At 44.0% G+C, this 20,352-nt stretch carries 20 protein-coding genes; 2 read left to right on the top strand and 18 right to left on the bottom strand.

The features are described from left to right. Positions 1–11: 11 nt before the first annotated feature. From AC50Y5_RS09070 to AC50Y5_RS09000, 15 genes are all read right to left on the bottom strand, one after another. The gene (locus tag AC50Y5_RS09070) at positions 12–821 is read right to left on the bottom strand and encodes a phage tail domain-containing protein (RefSeq protein ID WP_494859989.1); all 810 of its coding nucleotides are present in this window, start codon (positions 819–821) and stop codon (positions 12–14) included. Beyond that, positions 818–6,058, bottom strand: a complete 5,241-nt coding sequence (locus AC50Y5_RS09065) for a phage tail tape measure protein (RefSeq protein WP_494859987.1) — start codon at positions 6,056–6,058, stop codon at positions 818–820. Before AC50Y5_RS09065 ends, AC50Y5_RS09070 begins: the two co-directional genes overlap by 4 nt. A gap of 428 nt (positions 6,059–6,486) precedes the next feature. Continuing rightward, on the bottom strand, positions 6,487–6,810 hold the full coding sequence (locus tag AC50Y5_RS09060) for a hypothetical protein (protein ID WP_494859985.1): 324 nt from the start codon (positions 6,808–6,810) through the stop codon (positions 6,487–6,489). A gap of 53 nt (positions 6,811–6,863) precedes the next feature. Then, positions 6,864–7,640: a YomU family phage tail tube protein gene (locus AC50Y5_RS09055; RefSeq protein ID WP_494859983.1), complete on the bottom strand. Its 777-nt coding sequence runs from the start codon at positions 7,638–7,640 to the stop codon at positions 6,864–6,866. Between the two features lie 31 nt (positions 7,641–7,671). After that, positions 7,672–7,857, bottom strand: a complete 186-nt coding sequence (locus tag AC50Y5_RS09050) for a hypothetical protein (RefSeq protein ID WP_494859981.1) — start codon at positions 7,855–7,857, stop codon at positions 7,672–7,674. A 10-nt stretch (positions 7,858–7,867) separates the two neighbouring features. Next, a complete protein-coding gene (locus tag AC50Y5_RS09045) occupies positions 7,868–8,299 on the bottom strand; it encodes a hypothetical protein (RefSeq protein ID WP_494859979.1) in 432 nt (143 codons plus the stop codon). Between the two features lie 4 nt (positions 8,300–8,303). Beyond that, on the bottom strand, positions 8,304–8,885 hold the full coding sequence (locus AC50Y5_RS09040; RefSeq protein WP_494859977.1) for a hypothetical protein: 582 nt from the start codon (positions 8,883–8,885) through the stop codon (positions 8,304–8,306). Continuing rightward, positions 8,882–9,457 carry a hypothetical protein gene (locus AC50Y5_RS09035; protein ID WP_494859975.1) on the bottom strand — a complete coding sequence of 192 codons (576 nt, stop codon included), beginning with the start codon at positions 9,455–9,457 and terminating at the stop codon, positions 8,882–8,884. The genes AC50Y5_RS09040 and AC50Y5_RS09035 overlap by 4 nt, the downstream gene beginning before the upstream one ends. Before the next feature lie 4 nt (positions 9,458–9,461). Then, positions 9,462–9,953, bottom strand: coding sequence for a hypothetical protein (locus AC50Y5_RS09030; protein WP_494859973.1), 492 nt, complete (start codon positions 9,951–9,953; stop codon positions 9,462–9,464). Further along, the gene (locus tag AC50Y5_RS09025) at positions 9,892–10,290 is read right to left on the bottom strand and encodes a hypothetical protein (protein ID WP_494859971.1); all 399 of its coding nucleotides are present in this window, start codon (positions 10,288–10,290) and stop codon (positions 9,892–9,894) included. The genes AC50Y5_RS09030 and AC50Y5_RS09025 overlap by 62 nt, the downstream gene beginning before the upstream one ends. Before the next feature lie 14 nt (positions 10,291–10,304). Beyond that, positions 10,305–11,321, bottom strand: coding sequence for a major capsid protein (locus AC50Y5_RS09020; protein WP_494859969.1), 1,017 nt, complete (start codon positions 11,319–11,321; stop codon positions 10,305–10,307). A gap of 15 nt (positions 11,322–11,336) precedes the next feature. Beyond that, positions 11,337–11,705 (bottom strand): head decoration protein, encoded by a 369-nt coding sequence (locus AC50Y5_RS09015; RefSeq protein WP_494859968.1) that lies wholly within the window; start codon positions 11,703–11,705, stop codon positions 11,337–11,339. A gap of 2 nt (positions 11,706–11,707) precedes the next feature. After that, positions 11,708–12,991 carry an HK97 family phage prohead protease gene (locus AC50Y5_RS09010; protein WP_494859967.1) on the bottom strand — a complete coding sequence of 428 codons (1,284 nt, stop codon included), beginning with the start codon at positions 12,989–12,991 and terminating at the stop codon, positions 11,708–11,710. A gap of 5 nt (positions 12,992–12,996) precedes the next feature. Then, positions 12,997–14,454 carry a hypothetical protein gene (locus AC50Y5_RS09005; protein WP_494859966.1) on the bottom strand — a complete coding sequence of 486 codons (1,458 nt, stop codon included), beginning with the start codon at positions 14,452–14,454 and terminating at the stop codon, positions 12,997–12,999. A gap of 138 nt (positions 14,455–14,592) precedes the next feature. After that, positions 14,593–14,793, bottom strand: coding sequence for a hypothetical protein (locus AC50Y5_RS09000; RefSeq protein WP_494859965.1), 201 nt, complete (start codon positions 14,791–14,793; stop codon positions 14,593–14,595). Between the two features lie 210 nt (positions 14,794–15,003). On the opposite strand from AC50Y5_RS09000, the gene AC50Y5_RS08995 reads away from it, so the two are divergent. After that, complete coding sequence (locus tag AC50Y5_RS08995; RefSeq protein ID WP_494859963.1) at positions 15,004–15,564, top strand: hypothetical protein; 561 nt, start codon at positions 15,004–15,006, stop codon at positions 15,562–15,564. A 443-nt stretch (positions 15,565–16,007) separates the two neighbouring features. Here AC50Y5_RS08995 and AC50Y5_RS08990 read toward each other — a convergent pair whose 3' ends face one another. Next, positions 16,008–16,862, bottom strand: a complete 855-nt coding sequence (locus AC50Y5_RS08990) for a trypsin-like serine peptidase (RefSeq protein WP_494859961.1) — start codon at positions 16,860–16,862, stop codon at positions 16,008–16,010. A 129-nt stretch (positions 16,863–16,991) separates the two neighbouring features. Between AC50Y5_RS08990 and AC50Y5_RS08985 the strand changes: the two genes are divergently transcribed. Then, positions 16,992–17,225, top strand: a complete 234-nt coding sequence (locus tag AC50Y5_RS08985; protein ID WP_494859959.1) for a hypothetical protein — start codon at positions 16,992–16,994, stop codon at positions 17,223–17,225. A gap of 413 nt (positions 17,226–17,638) precedes the next feature. Here AC50Y5_RS08985 and AC50Y5_RS08980 read toward each other — a convergent pair whose 3' ends face one another. Together AC50Y5_RS08980 and AC50Y5_RS08975 are read right to left on the bottom strand one after the other, a co-directional pair. After that, complete coding sequence (locus AC50Y5_RS08980) at positions 17,639–19,090, bottom strand: DEAD/DEAH box helicase family protein (RefSeq protein ID WP_494859958.1); 1,452 nt, start codon at positions 19,088–19,090, stop codon at positions 17,639–17,641. Then, on the bottom strand, positions 19,002–20,312 hold the full coding sequence (locus AC50Y5_RS08975; protein WP_494859955.1) for a terminase small subunit: 1,311 nt from the start codon (positions 20,310–20,312) through the stop codon (positions 19,002–19,004). Before AC50Y5_RS08975 ends, AC50Y5_RS08980 begins: the two co-directional genes overlap by 89 nt. Positions 20,313–20,352 lie beyond the last annotated feature (40 nt).

The raw sequence follows: 20,352 nt of genomic DNA, 5'->3' as shown, positions 1-20,352 counted from the left end.
TGGTCCTCCTTCTAATAAAGATATTTGTGTCGGAAAAGAAATTCTATGGAGACATTAGGAGATACAGCGTTGAGCGTGAATGTCGTAACACCTGGTTTGAGCAACAAAAAAACGCCATTCGTTTGGCTGAAGGCGTTTAGTGCATTTAATTTGATTGTGTACTTTTCCGCGTTTATCTCCAGCACGTCACTTGCTGACATAACGCCGCCGAAAGTAAAGGTTTGGTCGCCATTACTAAGCACCAGTTGCGACAACGATCCGGATATGCGTATGACTGGTCGAACTTCCACTGAACCCCGATTCTCAACTTCGAACGTCTGGCCGCTGGATGATACATACTGGGAGTAAGGGCTATACTCATAACCTTGACCGTACTCCAGTCCCTGACCATACTCATTAACCGATGTGTCACGTAAAGCTTCAGGAAACGGATCATGCATTTTCATTGGGATGGACAAGTTCCCGTCGAAAATGATTTTCTCAATCGACATCGTTCCGGCATACCTCATTTTGTAGCGTCGATCCGGAAGATCCGAATACGTAATGTACAGGTCGCCCCGTTTAGCGTTAAATACCTGAGCAAGCCTGATAACCTTGGCTTGATAGTCGGTCGTCGGATCATCGGCCATTAGAATGCATTCATGGTTGATGATCCTCGGTCCGTATTCGCTGCCGAAATCAATTTCCCCATCCATATCTGACAGCGTTACGTTATAGTCCCGCGTATCCGGCAGCACGGGGATATCCCTTCGCTTGAGCCCGAGACCAAGGGATGCAAAGGTTTCCGATATTCCGTTTCCTTCTATGGTTACATCAATCATCTTTGCTTATCCCCCGCTCTCGACTGAAATTTGCTAGCAAGGCCGTCTCGTTCTCCCCAATACGTCCTCGCTGTTAATTCGTCTCCAATGTTTACCTCTCCGGCAGACATGTCGTAATTGTAGTAATAGTGATTGGTAACACTCTGACCAGAAGCCATGCTCGTTGGCATTGCGAAATTCATAGCTGGGACTCTGAAATTCAACAAATCAAATAGATTACTTTGCTGGCTTGAGTTTAGGATTAGTTCCTCACCATGCGCAATAACCGGAACCTCCTCGTTCCTTCTCCCTTGAACGTACCCGCCTCCACTAAAATGCTGAAGCTTGCCTGTGTCTTTGGACACACCATACTGATTCCGCAGCTCCTGGTTACGAGCTGTCAGCCGTGCCATTTCTGCTGTATCGCCCGCCTTCTTGGCAGTATCGTAAGCATCTTTATTACTGTTATACTCTTTCAGGTCCTTCTCTTCCTGAGTGAGCCCCACCGATTCAATGGCGCTCATTTTGGCCTGATACTCCAAAATAAACTGATCCAGTTGAGCAAGGATTTCCGCATTTTTTTCTTTTTCGCGAAGGATTTGCAACTGCTTGAGCCTTTCGGCCATACCCGCTGCAGAAGAAGAAAAATCATCAAAAGCAGCAAGCAACTCGTCAAAGTGGTCTTCCGCTTCCTTGATCTGCTGATCGTAGTCCTTCAATTTCAAGGCCTTCTCTTCTTCCAGCTTCGCTTTTTGCGCCTCTATGTCCCGTTTATACAGGATGCGTTCGCGCTCAACCTGCATCTGCTGAATGTCCTTCTCGACCTGCTTGCGTTCAGCAATGCCTTCCGGACCCACCGCTGATTGCAGTAGAGCTAAGCGAGCTTGTTTTTCTGCCAGTGCCTTTTCGTAATCTTCATCCTCATTACTCTCGTTCTCCTTGGCGAGCAAATCATCCAAGGCTTTAATTTTGGCGTCTTGTGCTTCCACGTATGCATCCCGCTCAGCTTTGATTCTGTCCAGCGCTTCATTTTTCAATTTTTCAAGCAAGGGTTTTTGGTCAGAAACAAACTTCTCCATGTCGGATTGCTCTTTCTCCATAAGTTGCTTCCGCAGCGCATAAACTTGCTCATCGGCTTTACGGCGCTGCTCCGTCCCTTTGGCGTACCGCGCTTGAACCCTTTCCCACGCAATCAGTTCTTGCTCTAAACTCATACGCCCCATGGCTTTTTCGTGCGCAATGTAAGATTCGGAGTTGCTCATAGATTCCTGAAGCAATGATTTTTTAAGAGCATAAACCCGTTCATCAGCTTGCTCTCGCTCCTCGGTGCCTTTAAGGTATCGAGCTTGCATCTTTTCCCAAGCCTTCAGCTCAGCTGCGATCGATAACTGACCCATGGCTTTTTTATGGGATAAGTACGACTCGGAATCACTTAACGATTCTCGTCGTGCAGCTTTTTCAAGCGCATATACTTGCTCATCCAGCTGCTTGCGCTGCTCGGTACCCTTTGCATATCGAGCTTGGAGTTTGAGCATAATTGCTAACTCATCATTGACTGACATCTCACTCGTCGCCTTTTTGTGAGCTAGCCATGCCATGGATTTATCGTAAGTTTCCTTTTCAAGCTGTTGTTGCAACGCATAAACTTGTTCGTCTGCCTTAATGCGCCATTCAGTCCCCACCTTGTACTGTGCCTGTATTCTTTTCCAAGCTGTTAACTCCTGTTCGGTAGACAACTCGCCCATTTTTTTCTTGTGCTCGATCCAGGCTTGCGAAGCCGCGAAAGCTTCAGCTAACGGGTCCTTTTCTTTTTTGGACGATCCGCCCGAACCGGATTTCGAAGAACTATCTTTACCGCTACCACCAGCTCCATATGTTGGATCATTATAAAGTTTGCCTAGCGCATCAATTTTCGCGTCGTACTCACCCATTTTTGCAAAATATTCGGTGTAAAACGCCTCAATTTCAACTAGCGATGCATCTTCTTCCGCCATTTGCTTAGCAAGAGCATCCTTTAACCCCTCAGCTGGGTTAAACATGCCTAAATCTAATCCATACGGACTGGTAGTAGGTGCAGTTGAGAGTCTATCCCATGTTTCACGATTTGCAGCTGCACCATTGAGCTTTGCTTTAAGTGTTGCCAGATCGCGTATGCCTTGCATCTCAACCCCGTAGGCTTTAATTCGGTTCTGCGTCGCTAGCATAGTTGCAGACTCAGAAGCTTTTTCCGATTTCACATCATCAATTGCTTTTTGAATCTTTGCCTGCCTCAGAGTCTCGACAGCATCCGTCTCAAAGGCCCATCCGTCTGCTGTCTTGTATATCTTGTCTGCAAGCTGTGGATATTGAATGATTAAATCCGCTGCGTTCTCAGCGTTCAAGGCCTGCCCTTTAGCCAAGTCTTTCAATACTCCGTTTAATTCACTTATAGCGGAACCATTGTTTTCGATTTCTCCGCGAAGGTCAGCAAGAGCCTCTTCCTGGTCCTTCACGCTTTCTGTACCTTTGCCTGCTGAGCCTGCAAGTTGATCTTGTGCTATTGAAAGCTCCGCGATGGCGACATTTGTATCAGCCAAGGTTGTAGATAATTGACTATTGGCAGATTTCAATTCATCCACTTTAGTTCTGGCTGCTTCTACTCTTCGTATCCAATCACCTTCAGCAGAACCGTTCCTGTTCCTTTCAAGGATCGCTTCTAGCTCAGTTAATTTTTGTACCGCCTTATTTAATTCTTCTTGCTTCTTCACCTGTTGTTCTAATGCTTCATCGCGTTGGTCTTGAAGCATTGCCTGCCTTGCTTCATTTTTAATAACAATTAATTCTTTTAATTTTGATATTTGCTGTTCGGTTGCTTCGTCAGTATAACCAGCAGCCTTGAGTTGGGCCGCCCCTTCTTCGCCGATTGTAATAACGAGTGCTTTGGAAACCTCATCAAGTTGCTTTTTTACCTTTGTTTGCTGGCCAACTGATAGCGATCCGCTGTCTAACATTTTTTGATAAGAGCTATGGGTGTTAACGAGTTTAGGCAGTAAGTCAATTTGTCGATCATACTGGCTGACAAGCTGTTGATTTACTGAATCCTCGTCTTTCATGCTTTGAAGCCGATCGCGTCGAGCTTTTTCCTCTTGGCCCATTGCGAAGGTTATCCCCGCAAAAGCAGCCCCTAAAACTACTAGGCCTCCCGTGACCACTGTCATAACTGCCGCTTGCGTTGTCATCGCAGCTGTCGCCACACCTGTAGCAGTTGCCATACCCGATTGCGCCGCCGCTCCTGCTGTCGTCGCCGTCGTGCGCTGTACAGTGGATAACGTAGCGCCATTAGAAGATATAATTTGCACCTCATTGGCCGCAGTAGATGCTATCGTAGCCGCTGTATCAACTGCCTTTGCCCGCGTCAGTACTCCTACCGCTGCAATCAAGGTCATAACCGGCTCTTTCAATGCCTTAAACGCCAAAAAAGCGCCACCGAGCGCCGCTGTCACCGCATAAACTTCTGATGGCACTTTAGTCAGACCGATAAGCATCCGGTCAAGTACATCCAACACGTTTTTAATCATGCGTCTCAAACCGTCGTCGCCCGCTTGATTAAATATTTCAAGCAGCGATGTTTTGACCTGACTCGCTTTACGTGAGATAGTGTCCATTTGAACTTTAAGATACTCAAGGGTAGCACCTGAAGAACCAACGGATGCAGCTGTTCCCAGCAAGATGTCTCCCGCATTCATGCTCGCAGCTAATTTAGCAAACTGGTATACACCACGCGAGATATCCGCATAGGACTGCGTTAAGTCATAATTTTTGTTTGTAACTGCAACGGACAAATCAAGTAAGATGTCCTCTGCCTTACGCCAATTTTCCATGCCATCGACTATTTCAGTCGTTTTCACGCCAAGACGTTCGAGTTCGCTCACGGCTTTATCTGTACGGATCGTGCCTAGAACGGTTTTCCACATGTTCCCCAAGTTCGCCCCGCCGAGTGCCGTATTTCGCACACCAGCACTGATTAACCCATTCATAAAGTCAAAGCTAACGCCTGTTTCTTGCGCAATTTTACCTGTCCGTTGAAACGCAGCTGCCAAGTCATTAGCTGGAGCCATCGTATCATGGGCTACTTTTGACCAGGAATCAAGTACGCGATTACCAATGACCATTGCTTCATTGCTATTCTCGATCTGCACGCCGTACTGGGACAGCACGCTCTCCATACCCTTCGTAGCATCTTCCAGCGATACCATATCAACAACAGATAACTGTGTCGATTGCCGGACAAGCTCTTGTACAATCCCAACGTCCTTGTACATTCGGCCCCATAGCCTAGCTGACTCGGTTACATCATCCACACTCGCGCCCAGATCGTGCGCCGTATGAATAAATTTCGTTGTCTCCTCATGCAGCCTCTGAGTGTTAATTACCATTTCATGCGTGCCTTCGGTAAAGGAGACAAAATATTTTTCATTAGTTTGCATGTATCCGGCCATATTGGCCTCGATGCCTACCAAGCCCTCACGCAAAGCTTCTTGTGCTGTGTGCAAAGCTGTATAGAGCCCTTGATAAACCGTTGCGTGCAGAGCAGCGTTCTTAACCCTTTCAAGTAGCGCACTGCTTTGCGCTCCGCCACTCACTTGATTGGCCTGTATTTGTTCCTGTCTCGCAATCTCTCGCCGGATACGTTGTTCATACTGTAGGGTTTGTTCGCGCTCCCTAGCCGCTTTGTTAACACCCTGCTGTTCATCAAGGATTAACTGCCTACGGACGCGTTGTTCGTATTGCAAAGCTCGTTCCCTTGATGTATCATCAGTCCCTGTTGCCTTCGCAGCAGTTGTTCCGGATGTAGTAACCTTGTTTTGTAAAACTTGCATCTTCTTCTGATGGGCCTGCTCTTGCTGCTCAATTGAATCATGTCGTTTTTTTACAATAGCCTCTTGCGCTTTTAATTTCTCATCTGTTATTTGGTTTGATTTATTTAACCCTTCTTTTTTTGCAACAAGGAGATCGGCTTGTGCTTTCCTTTGAGCAACCAGAGCATTTGATTCACTCAAAATCTTTTTTCGTCGCTCATCAGATGTTAAAGCCATCTTGTCTGCTGCTTTAGCCAAAGAAGTAAAACTTTTTTCTGTTTTGTCTATTTCTACATTTAAGGTTTTGAATGACTCGGCGTTCTTTCTGGCACCGCCGTCGATAACCTTAAACGCCGGCGTTATCTTGGTCATATCCAGTTGTAACCTTGCGCCAACTACATCCTTATTCATAGCATCCATATAATCATCGTCCTTTATTGGACATGCAAAATAGGCAGCCCGCATTGGCCTGCCTTATAGTCCCTATTTACCTGATTTGATTATGACTCAGTTTTTATACTGATTCGCTTCGGATCTGGGTAACGTAAAAAAGCGCACCATACCGGAGTATAGTGCGCTATTCGGTAAGGAAAACTTTCCTTACCTATCTATTAAAAAATCCAAGAATCTCAGATATTCCGGATCTGGTCAATTTTTTAGGTTCATCAATTTCTCCGCCATGCAGACGGATTTTCTCTTTCATTTCCTCGTGCATATCGTCCATAATTGCCGAAATTTCATACCAATTGTGGTCGTGCCATGGCTTTGTCAATTTCCGCCGCGATAATCGACCATATAACTCAGCCATGGATAAAGGTTTGCTTTCCTTACTGTTACCACTTGATTTACTAGAAGGCCCCTTGCTGATCGAAGAGAAATCGATCAACAGCAGATTCCATTAGTTCAGGGATGCTGTTGTCAAACTCCTCCCGCGTAAAGCCATCAATGCAGATCATATTCAGTATTTCCACCCATTTACTGACCATCGCCTCAGATTCTTCTTCCTTTGCCAAGGCGACAGAAGGCTTGATGCGAAAAATACCACTGTTGTAAATCGCTGCTACCTCTTTAATCTGCTTGATAGTTCCTACCCGAATCGTTTTACTGATATCCGCAGAAAATTGTACTGTAGGACCAATCCCCATAATTAAATCCATTTGCTTTTGTTCCAATCCAACTACCTCCATTAATTTATTGTAAGAGAGACATACTGTCTCTCCCAAACTTACGTAGCGATAATGTCAATTACTTTCTTGTCAGCTCTATTCGCATCTAGCACGGCCAGTTCCAGCGAATTTGAAGTGGCCGATTTCCGTTGCTGATCAATAGAAAAAGTCCCTAGCATTTGTGCTTTGTGAACAATAACAACAACGTCGAACCATTCATTCAGATCATCATCCAGCGCTCTTCCGTATGCAACAAACTTATATGCTTTATTACGCGTTGTTGTTGTTATTGAGGCGCCAGAGGCAGTCATAGAGTTGTAATCCCCGAATACTCTTACATCTTTACCAACAAGTGTTGCATCGCCAAAAGTAATAATGCCAGCAGCCACAGTATACTGCAAAGCTGTAGGAGTAGCCGCAACACGCTCTAATTTTTTCCCAGCATTTGCATGATCTTTTGATACAACGATTACCCTGTCGGAATTCGAAACCATATCAGCGCCTTTCGTAATGTTAACCGTACTATCAGAAAGCACCGTCAATTTTTCGAAAAAAGGCACAACTGCTTGACCGTTTGTCAGTTCCGCGCCTGTAGCAGCCAAAAGCATGTTGTAATCCAGTACCGCATTTTCCAATTGGATGCCAGATTCAGCGTCCTGCTCCGTTAAATGGAAAGCATATTTACTCGTACCCCCATACACGCGCTGCTGTTTAGCGTCAATTGCGATTGTCATTTTGTTAAGTCGATCAAAAAATCCCACTGGGTTTTCGTTCTCATCAAAGAGAGCTGCATCCGAAATATCGTCAACAACCCATTGTTTGTTTGATAAAGACATTTGAAATTCCTCCTCTGGAAATAAAAAACACCTAACCGTTAACGATTTCGGCTAGGCGCTGATCAATCTCTTTGATACGTGTGTATTCCTTCTTCTCTTGGTATCCTTCAACCGGATTAAAAGACTGCCAAATACCCAGCTTCTTGGCTAAAGTAATTTTTTCATTCTGGAGTTTTATCGCTTCAGAGAGTTCGACGTTTTCTTGCTGTTCTTTCATACCATTCACCTCACTTTCTCACGTAATCAACATCGTAAATGGCCTTGTAACCTTTTACGCCGGTGATTCCAGTGGCGAAGTCTGTATCATAAGACAATTGACATCGAAACGAATTAAAAGAATCTGTTCCAATGTATTCATCGTGAAATATTTTGAATGCTCGCTGCGCTATTTTTCTAGCATCAGCTGAGCTTTTAGCATAGAAGTCAAAACAGAATTTTCCTTCATACACCAAATAGTTTCTCCCAAATCTGCCTGGAGGAATATACATTTGCACATGAGGAACCCGCTCGGCTATGAAAGTAGCATCAGGTTCTAACTCCCTGATCAATCGGTTTGTAATACTCTCGACGGAGGAAGACGGGGATAAAGCAAAGAAAGCCATAAATATAACATCCTGCTTCAATTTGCTATACACGCCATCAATAAGCTCTTGGCTCATTTTTTCACCTCATTCGGAAGTATTTATGGTATGGGAAGTTTTCAATCACACGTTGTAGCCCTTGTATAATTCGATGACGATTACTTTGCAAAGCGATCCGCAAGAAAAATGTTGGGGGCGTCGGCCCGAAGCTACTGTCAATATCACCGCGTGCTGCCAACTCCTCTAAATCCACGCCTGCGTAACTACCTCCAGACATTCGCATTTCTCCATCTATCGAACGATATTTCCCTTTACCGCGCCCTGCTACAGCTTTGCTTGAGCGTGAACGGTAAGAGTTCCAAAGGTCCGAGGACATATAACGAGTTAAACCAGGGTTATCAGCAGCACTCGCCATCATGGAACCTTTACCGAATTGCTCCAACCAAGCTTGCCAATAGTCTGCCGTGATTCTCATATTAAACATATCTGAAGCTAAGGTCTCCAGATGGGCTCGCACATGATCTCTTACGGCAGGGTAATAACGGATATTCCCTTTTGCAGTCTCCACAATGAGATTTGCAAGGGAAATAGTTTCGGCAAGAAGGGCGTTTCTCAAATCTCTCGCAGCTCCCGCTCCATCATAGCCAACGTATCCATTCGTCATCGCGTATCCTCCGATAGTTGTACGTTCAATAGGTTTGGATACTTGACTCCCTCAACCACATCAACCTGATATGGACGGCCATCCAGCATAATGCGATCTGGAGACACTAAATCAGGATCTTGTGGCCTGCGAACATCCACTGTCGTCTGTATGACAAGTAAATACTTGGTTGATGGCAGCAACCCAGGTTCCTCGCGCCGTAAGTCAGCTGTTACGAATTGTGCAAAACAGACAACATCAGAAGCAACGGGAATGAATTCCGGATCGCCAACCGAGTTATCGTTTTTATCAAAGTTTCGCTTATAGCGCTGAACCTCTACTGAAACATTGCTCTTTAACAACGAACAGTATTTATCGCGATCCACTGTCAGCCGCATGGTCAGGACTTGGAATGTTGCATCCGTCTGAACCACATCTCCCAATTCAACAACCGACTTAGGAGAAAACAAGCCGTTGTAGACGTATTCCTTGCCCATTACAGTCGTCGCTTTGGTTTCTCGCGATAAGATTACCTTTTCTTCTTCCTCGCCGATTGTACAAGGTGTGTGACGGTGCGAGAACTCACTAAACACTTCCTCACCCCTTACATAGCGATTCTTTAAACCGAGTTGGCCCCGCTACACCAAAAATAGGAGCAGGCGATTTATCGCCGCCCCCATCATCAATAAGCTCAATATACTCATATGCCTCGCCGGATAATTGCTCTGCCCGCTCGTTCCAATCGACCGCTTGATTCTCAATGGAGAAATCAAAATCCTTTTTCGCTCGCTTAACCCTCGCCCACATAGCAGGGGCAAGTATAGCAGCCACCATTAAAACAGCAGCTGCGTATAGGTAGATGGCATTGTCATCCGTCAATTCGGCGTAATTAGGTACGCTGGCAATGACCTTGGCTTCTGCTATCGGCAAAACAGAAAGAGCGTCTATATCGGTATTGGATACAATATCCTCACCGACGCCTAGACGCCCTCTTATTTCATCATGGTATGTTTCTGTTGTTAGGATTTTATTCGCCATGAGCGGCACCGCCAGCCGCTTTTGCAGCAGCGATCGCAACATGTAATTCATCAGCAGTCATCTTGGTATAACCAGGGATTTTCATTTCCTTCGCGGTTGATTTCAGTTCTTTCAATTCACCATCCGCTTGAAGGGTATTCAATTGTTCCCTTAGTTCCGCTTCGCGGTCGTTAGCCTTCTGGAGTTCGGACTGCAGCTCAAGTTCGCGTTCAGTCGGGTTATCGTTTACAAGTTCATTACTATTTACGATTACCGCTATAAGCTCACCAGTGGCTGCATTGCGGCTCTGCTTAAGTGCAATTTCCACCAGACCATCAGGAGCATCAGTTACGATATCTCCAGCATTGTATTCCCCAACAGCATCAACCAACACTTTTACGATTGTCATGGTATGCCCCTCCCTTACGCCACTGTAGCGAAGATATGCCAATTGACGTATTTAAGACGCGGCAGCACGGTAGCGCCGTTGATAACTTGCCATTGATCTGGATCACCGCTAATTAGTTTAGGCAATGCAAACTTACCAGGGTGACCAGTGAAAATATCCTCGTAATTGTTAGGACTCGTAACCAGATCCATCATTGATCCAGTCATACCTTGCCCAACTATAATTACTGCATTGTCAGGGATGAATGGGAAGAAGTTACCGGAGTCGTCAATATAGCCGCCGTCATAAACTTCATATTGCAGGCCATTTAGGTTTTGATCAATGATTGTTGCCAGCGTGTCCGCTGTAACTACATTTTTCCCATGTGTATGCTTAAGCAACTCGCGAATTTTTTCATTTTGCTTGAGGTAAGTATCAACCTTTTTATTCGCAATGATTTTTATTGCCCTTGCACCACTGCCACGGAAACGCAAAATCCAATCATCCAAATCCTTGAGCGGATCTGCAGTAGCAGTATTGCTCCACAGAACCGACGCTGTAGGCTTGTTATTTGCCGGAACACCGTAATCGATTGTTCTAGCCGGTTTAGTTGAAGTTGCCGGAATAACAAGAGTGCCCGTAAGGGACTGCCAGCGCATCCACTCAAACCGAGTTTCAAGACGAGCATTTAGACCGACCATTCGTTCAACCATATACTCCTCAGCCCAAAGCTGATCCAGCTTAGAACCAGGCTTTCGTAACACGGCCATTTTTTCACGATCAATAACTACCTTTTCTCTCCACTCCTGATTGGTAAAACTCATTTCTTTCACTACAGGTGGAGTATGAATCGGCGAAGGATCGTTTAATGATGTAGGAGGAGTCATACCTGTGTCATCGTAAGTCACATCGTATTCAATGGTTAACCCTCTCTCCGTTTTTAGGTCGACGCCGCCAGTGAGGAGCTGAGCCCCACGAAAGGAGTTTATATCAGTTCGAATATTTTGAACAACTTCTGTCAAGTACAATGGATCAAGTACATTGATTGCCATAATTCGTTTTCCCCCTTATGCAAAATAGCAAAGCTTCAACGCTGTTTTAGCAGCCGAAGTAATGCCCGTTAATTTTGATTCCGTGAATATACCAGCGATCCACGCAGAAGCTCCAATATCAGAAATGGTTGTATCTTGATCGTTGTCCAAGATACAAACTGCCGTTTGAGATCCATCTGTCGCTGCTGATGTGTAAGGAACGAACTTGCTTGTGGCAGTAACCTTGCCGAGGATTGTCCCTTTTTTAATAACACCATTCCCCATTGCCAAGAGGACGCCACCCGGTAGTTTGGCTTGAAGCTCCGTGGCTGCAAGAACTTCGGTAAATTCCTTCGTTCGCACCAGACCGGGACCAGGTGCGCCATTATATTGTGCGTATGGCATGATTATTGACCCTCCTTAATCAGATGTCCGTGACCTGTCTTCTTCAGAGAAGCTATTGCATCCTCACGAGCAGCAGCTTGAAGTTGTTCAGGCGTCTTCTCCGCTCCGTCATTTTGCTTATTGCTTGGCGCAGCTCCACCCAACGCGCCCGCAGGCAGATCAACATCATCCCCTTGAGTATGACGGCCTCCGCCACCAAGAGCGCTTTGCGCTTGTGCTTCATAGGTAGCAGCTACCTTTTCGATTTCAGATACCGGCAAATGAGAAAGCGCCGTCTTCATTGCTTCCACATTAAAAGCTTCGCCAAGAGCGCGAACGCCAGCTCCACACGCTTGTTCAGTTACCTTCACCTTATAAGCAGCACCATCCACTGCTTGAGCGCTTAAAGCAGCAAGTTTGCTGATAATATCCGTATCGTTTTCAACACCTAATGCAATACGGACTTGCCCAAGAAGTCCATTCGCCACCGTCAAAGAAATTGATTGTGTTTGTTGCGCCGCCAATGCAGCAGCCTTTTGTTCATCTGTCACTGTGTCATCTCCTTCGGCCTGTCTTTCGGCCTCATTATTTTTGCCTTGCTGTATCACAAACCCATCCAAACCGGATTTGCCGCTAAACGAATAAAAGACGCGCCCGCCACTTGGTAGTGACTTCGCATCTTCAGATAAAGCTTCCCATTTTACATTTGATTGTGATTCGGAAGAATTGCTCATTCCGACTACCCCAGCACCTGGATAGGCTCCATCAAAAACGAGTGAGTTTTCCATTAGGTCGCCGTCATTAATATCGATGGTGCAGAGCTTTGTCTCGTACTCTCTGCCACGAATATGGGGGCAAGTACCACCAAAGTATTCCTGTCCGCAAATGGAACATGTTTGACTGAGTACTGTGAAGCCGATAGAAGTATCAAATATAGTTCCAGCATCAATACCTTCAGCTATTTGGTCAATCTTGATATCTCCGACTTCCTGACCCAACTTCATGTAATGGTCTGCATACAGTGCCAGCTCATCTCCATCCATCTGCAAACGGCTGTCGAAGGTTCTCCCCAGCGGGATCGTCATAATGCCTAAGTTAGCCCATGAATGATCAAGCAACAAAGAAACTCCTTCTTTGGCCTGCACGGCCATTTTCCGCAAGAAGTTAGGAGTAAGACGGTAAAACCTTCGCGGAATCATTTGATCTCCCACAAGCTTTGCTGGGAAGACGTAAGCTTCATCCTCAGTAAGCGGTACACGAGCCAATTGATTAATCCTTGTTAATTGCTCAGGAGTTGGTTTTGCCACTTCGCTTATTCACCTCCTTCCGGTGGAGTCTGGTTTTCATTTACTGCAACATGCTTTTTTTCTAGCCTTCCTAAAAGCTCAGCTGGAATTTTAGGATTGAGCCCCAAAGTCCAGCGAACTTCTTCCGCCGTTTCCTTCGGAGTGATGTATCCTTCACTTTCTGCAAGGATGAAATTATCAATCTTAGAGCGTCTATCCCGCTCAACCTCATTCTCAGACCGCAAATCAATTGGAGCGTAATCCACTTCAACCGTTGTCTGTGTTCCCCACACCCTTGCAGACAAAGAAAAAGCCCGCTGCCAGAAACGTTTGGTTACGCTCCGCGCGGACTCTACATTTTTGATATATATTTGGGTATCGACTGAGCTGTACGTCTCTGTCGATCCTTGGTGCCTAGAAAGGATGGTAAGCAGCGTCTTAAGCGACGTTGCCATTTGGGTATCAATAATGTCGATTAGCTTTTTAATATCGATCATTGGGCCGCTATTACCACCCTTGAGATATTCTACTTTTACGCTATCCCAATGAATGAGCGCATCATCAGGATTAAGTGAATTGAAGTGGTTAAGCATCTCGTTCATTTGTTCAGACAGCCACTTCTGCAATGCTGCTGGGTTGCTTTTCACATTCTGAGGCGCACTCTTGATCATAATCTCTTCAATCATGGAGATGTCCAACCTTGGATAACCCTGATTGTGAACTACCGCTTTCAGATCCTGAAGCACTTGTAGGTGAAAGAACACCACTTGAAGCACCGGCAGCATCGGAGTTCGTCCATATGGATCATCCACCATCGGGTCAAATTCTTCATAAATGAATGTTGGAGTATCGATCTTCTTGTACTGACCAAACCATTCCTCGCCTTGGCGCATGCGTGGATTTTTGACATACTGCCATGGCGTAAGCCTATTGGTATCAGCTTCTCGCCTGAACCAAATCAGCGCTGGATCGACTGGTACGATGTCAATTACATCATTACAGCGCTCATTCAGGACAACCTCTCCTGCACAAGCACCGCGCACCATGACCATCATACGTTGTATCGTATCCAGCTTATCCAGCGAGCGCCCATGCTGGTAACCAGGTGACGGCAACGGTGTGTTCAGCATGCTCTTAAGCTCATCCATTACACGTTGCCCGCTTTTATCTTCATTTCCGTTCGGCTTCTTCGCTGTAAACGTTAAAGACGTATCCCCCATCCTCAAGTATGTATAGAGGGCGTAGGATACGTCTGGATGTACAGATATAAGAAGCTCTAGCAATTCCTCTGCCGTGTAGCTTTGAAGCTTCGTCAAATCAATGTTATGAGCTTGCTGGTATTTCTTCGGTAGCCAATTAAATATGCCTAATGGGTTCGCATTCTTCGGAACACTCGCTCTACCAACACCCATCATCCGACGCTTCACCGCTGCCGGAAGCACTGCATTAGCTAAGCTGTAGATAGCTTGCTGATACCATTTCAAGTCTTCACCGCCTCTCTTTGCGGATTTCTATAAATAAAGAATAACATGGTATTTCTTCGATATCACTACGGATATTTATTTTAAAACTACTCATCGCCTCACCATTTCGGAAAAATAAAAAAACACCCATGTGGGTGCTTAAATGTCTTCTTCATATTGTTCACTGCTAATTACAACCATATCGGTTGAACCATCCGGTGGAACAAGGACTTCTGTCGCCTTTGAACGACTAGCAACAACTTTATCTGTTCTAGTCGCTACTAAGAAGTGCTCTATAATCACCTCAGCATTTTTATCGGAAACCCGGTTGAGAGCTTCAATTAATTCTGATACCTTCACTGTAATCACCTTCCTTTCCACACTACAACACACTTCGACAGGAGGTAACAAATTCCTTCTTAATCAAACATGATACAGAGATTAATGACGTTCGGTGAATTAGTGGCAGGTTTGTTCTCCTTCGCACGTGTCATCAACCAATGAACCAACATCTATAAACTTCCTCCCATTTTTTTCCGATGTATTAAGAAAAACTAAAGGAGAATGTCAATGATCATTTCTAGCATTGTAGCTGCAGTAGCATGTTCGATACTGGATGTAATCGGCACTGTTCGCCGTTACTACCTGTTAAAAAGCCCACTACAACTAACAGGAGCTCACCAAACTTCACCACCCGTGAAATCGTATAAAGCCGAACACAAAAGATATTTAGCCTACAAAGCCTTAACACCAGACGAATTTAGATCCGTAAGCTTAGGTGTAAAATCGATAAGTTTAGACAGTCCTATCGAAAAAGTAGCGGACGTTTTTTCAAAAATAGTTCTCGCAACTACGGTCGCATTAGTCACGATTATCCTAACCGCAAACTCTGCCTTAGTTAGTGTCTTGAGTAATGAGGAATTTAAAAAAGACAACATAGTTTGGGCGGATTCAATGAAGAGCTTAGTCTCATCATTTTCAAAATATGGTGACATGGTTGAATCCATATATATAATGGCGGCGGTATTTGCTTGGATAACAATATTTCACTTTATGTGTGTCCAAATAAGAACCGATATGGTTAAGGCTCATCTTGTTGTCATTGAAGAAATTGAAAAGAGCAGGCCATAGATTAAATTCTGTGGCTCTATATCAAACAAAATACATCTTTAATTAACAAAAAAGAAGGCTAGGAAAAGTTTCCTGACCTTCTTAAGATTTATATTTCTATGTCTAAATAATATCATTGGTTTATTACAGTATTACTACGGATTTTCCATTTTGACTATAAAGATAGGCTTTGCAGTAGTATTTAATTGATCTTATTACTATCACCAAGTTCTCTTACCATGCTATACAATCACCACCCCTACGAAAAAAGGATCAGCTTCTATGCTAATCCTAAAAACGAAATTATTTTTAACTAACAGTTTTACGCTATTTAAAAAATCTGAAGCTATTTCCTTCCTCTCGTTTGTCATTCCTCGATGGGGGAGAATGTTTATTGATTTATATGCAATTCTACTAAATTCAACCTTTTGATGGAATTAAGTTGAGTTGGATATAAGAATCTTTCATCGATCTCCAATCGCTATCCACTCCATTAAATTATTAAAAACTTCTCTGTTAATCCGGGTTCCTGAATTTGGACATCCACCATACGCATGGATACAAATAGCCTGATATAATCCATCTTCTAGCCACAGAGGCCCACCACTATTCCCTCCATGAGTATCAATTAGATATTGAATTTTCCGTTCAGTTAAATCATCAGCTTTTATTGTTCCGCTCATTCTCCATTGAGTATCGACCAAAACATCATCTCTATCAGTTGGATATCCCGAATTGACTATTGTTTTATTTTGTAACAAAGAATCAGGATCCGTCCGAAAACCGAAATAGCCAATTTTCTCACCTATTTCATTATCCAACAAAATAGCTCCGTAATCATATTCTATGTCTCCATTTTCAGTCCAACCTTTAACAGACCAAAATTCAGTACTTTTAAAGTTACCAAACGGTTCCTTATCATGGTCTAATCCTGGAACAACTATTATTGATTTATGCCATTTTTTTAAATCATCACTATAAACGCAATGTCCTGCAGTAGCTATTGTATTTTTACCGATAAACCAACCTGTTCCAACAGCAACTAATCCATCTTCTCTTGTTATTATTAATCTGCAAATGCTCCTCCAAGGAAACTTTGTTGTTTCTGATACCTTTATTCTTTCATCAGGTGGGCAAACATCTTGTGGGGGATTTAACTCCACTTCTTCTATTGATGGTAATTTTTTGACTTCGCGAGTAAAATCAAGTTCAGGAATACCTGCGCCATGATTGGATGCAGTAGAAGTAATTGAATTACTAACAATTCGTGATGGAATTATTTCTCCGTTATTACTGACCATATCATTTAAATTCGCCATTATTTATCACTCCTTTTTTATATATTATTTTCTAATACCCATTCAAATATACATACATAAATATGTATAATTTTCACAAAATAAACAATACTAGTTATGTAAGGCAAAATAAGAAAGGTGGTCATAAATTTGGCTGATTTGACAAAAAAATACATTACTGAGCACGCATTGAAGGTACATGATTACAGTTCGTTTGGTCGGGCGTTAGTTGAAAAAGTTCTTCTCGAAGCAGCGAGTAAATTTGAAAATGAGGAAACGTCATTAGAACAAATGGAATTTGATGTGAAGGTGAAAATTGAACCTTATGAGCCTGAAAGTTGTACGATTGTAGTAATATTCGGTGTCGGCGTTCACACAGGATAAAAGTAAATTGTGTTGTTAGATCATGTGAATTAAGAAGCTTTTGTTCGTGCGTTTAGTTTCAAATTAAGGTAAATAAATTGCGTAACTGTTTTGATAAATCGATACGAAGTTTTCACCACAATCATAACCACCCGTTTTGAACTGCACCCCTATTGTTAGACACGATCTAACATTGAAGGTGCAGTTTTTTATGGCCAGATTAACAGCACAAGAAAAAAATACAAGCTGTAAAAAAGTATCTTGAAGGAAAGGAAGGACAGAGAACCGTAGCCGAAAGTATGGTCAATCCTTAGCTGCCAACTCCGCATCAATCTCTTCGGTTTGCTTGCTGATCACATTTGTAAATTGATGTTCTCTGTATAAAAAAGTCTACGTAACCGCCACCTCACGCCTGACAACAGCTTTCCGTCAATTTATCTTTTCACTGCCACACTACCTATGGAAGGAAGCATAATATGTGTATCTGGCTCCATCAAATATTCTCCAAATGTCAAAACGAAAGCGTCGGCTCTGTCTGGAGACTTAAGCCCACGCTTTTTCATATCATCTTTGCTTTCGAGCATGATCTTGCCCTTTGACGTCATTCTCCATTTACGGGTTGAGAGCTGTGAGATTAGAGTATCATCATCGGGAAGCTCAAATTCTGGTTGCAGCCCGTTTATAAAAGCTGTCATATTCGCTTCAAGCTCCGTTCTGATCGTTCCCCACATTTCAGATCCTAAGTTTCCATAATGCTCCTCAAGTGTTCTCCCGTTATTATTGATCGGAACGATTTCCCAATATAGACCCTCTTCTGCTACTATCTCATTTAATCGATCGGTCACGCCTCCACCTACGCCGGTATCATCCACGCGAATAATTACCCGCTCAATTTCAGCATGCTGCTCCAAAATATCTTTTGTCAAACGCACCACCCATCCAGCAGTAACCATCGTGTCCTCTTTGTGATGATGCTTCTGCCCGACCGTCTTTTTGCCTATCCCTGCGTAAATCGATGTTTCGTCGTCACCGAAGCGTGCTACGTCACAACCTACTGTTAATGTTGTACCAGTAGTCGTCACCTTTACTTCTCTCGCCGCAAACTCTGCAGCTTCCAAAGTGATGAATGTCCCAGCTTCGCCACGAGGGAAATTCCCTTCAACACGAACGCGCCATACATCGCTTCCCTCTCCGTATTTCTGCTTGAGCATTGCAATATTATCTTTACTGGTACGTGGGCTGTCCAGACAGGAAACTTGATGCGTCTTATAAATCTCCCTGTCTCGGTTATGAGAATCAAAAAAGAACCCGCTTGTCTTAGTCGGGTTCCCACACATGAAAAGTTTATTATATTCGCCAGATAGTGTACCGAATATCGCGGCCATAATTCGATCATCAACGCCGGAGGCCTCATCGACGATGAACAACATGTGATCCTCATGAAAGCCTTGCATGTTTTCAGGCTTGGTTGCCGTCCTTGCCGTTGCAAACCAGCGCTCCTCGTGCTTGCGCATGTATATCTTCGTCTTTGTCCATTTCAGGACACGCTTTAAAATTGGGCTTTTGGACTGCCATTTACTTATTTCGGCCCATAATACATCATTCAGTTGTTGCCGTGTTGGAGCTGTGCAAACCACCCTTGGGAAAGGAAAACAAGCAAGGAACCACAATGCAATAGCTGCTTCCAGCGCTGTCTTCCCGACCCCTTGCCCCGACCTCACAGTGACAAATCGATGAGTAGCTATGTCGTGTGATACTTTATCTTGCCATTCGTCCGGGTTAAAGTTGAGGATTTCTTTAAAGAAGGTTTTTGGACTCTTCCGATAGATCGGTATCCTGGTGCTGAATGCCTTCATCCGTTTGGTCAAGTTCTCCGTTTGCTTCATCGCCCATTACCCCATTTACCCAGTCATTTATTAGTTCTTCGTCAAGATCGCCTTCACCGGCAGCTTTTTGTTTATCAAGCTCCAGTCTTTCCTTTTCAATTTTGAGTTTTTCTTCTTCCAGCCTACGTTTGTGAGTATCAGGCAGCAGATCAAAATATTTAGACAAAACAGCCAAAGCCTTCATCTTGTCGTGAAGTTTGACGCTGATCCCGTCTTTGCCTTCCTTCACCTCACTGATCATGCTACCATCTACTTCGTGGGATTCCCGTAAGTTTAGGTAGTTCTGTCTTGTTGTTAAAGCATCACCGTTTTCATCAAGAGCTGGTCCTTCCTTGGTATATAACGGAACTTCTTTTTGTCCGAATTCCACGTAATCGTTCATGTTCGCAAATGCGATAGCAGCATACTTGTTCAGTATGTCCATTGCATCAATAAATAGAGCACTCGCCATGTTAGTTTTTAATCGTTTGACTTCTTCGCTCACTTTAACATTTTGCAACAACCGTGAGCCTTGAACGTGTGAAGTATCAGGACTGTATCCAGCTTTCAAAGCAGCTTGCGTCGCATTAAACGTTCTGACATAGTAGATACAAAAAAGCCTTTGTTTATCAGTCAATTCGCCGTTCACATCGTCAAAATCAAATGATATAATCGGGCGCTCTATTTGTTTTTCGGAACGTTCCGTATTATTGGAACGCTCCATTCGTTTATTTGGAACGTTCCGTTCCTTTGGCGCTTCTTCTTCCCATTCCTTTAAAAGCTCAACAGTATCTTGGGTTACATAGACTTCTCTTGGTCTATCCCCTACGAACGGACCAACAAACTTCATTTGCTCCATCGTATCAATAAGCCTAGAAGCTCTCGTATGTCCTATACGTAACCTTCTCTGCAATAAAGAAACCGAGGCTTGTTTCGCCTCGGCTACAATTTGTACTGCTTGTATAAATAGTTCATCGTCACCCCCATCTATCTTGTCCAACGGAAATTCTTTATCAGCGTTCCGTTTCTTTGGATTGGAGCGCTCCATTGGTTTATCGGTCCGTTCCACTTCAATTATTTCTCCAGTAAGAAGGTTCTCCCATTTGTCTTTTGCCTTCCAGCCGCGAACCGTTCCATCTGACACGCCAAGCTGCGATGCTATTTCATTAAGATTGATTTGCCCGGCTGCAGCATTATATATCTCTCTGGCTTCATCCCGCTTCGGATCACGTTGTCTTCCCATCTATATTCACCACCACCTTGTTATTAAAAGGTCAGGAAAC

The organism is Paenibacillus sp. JT22N7 (assembly GCF_059383875.1).
The sequence above is the reverse complement of the archived record's forward strand: the minus strand, read 5'-3'. Positions and strand labels throughout refer to the sequence as shown.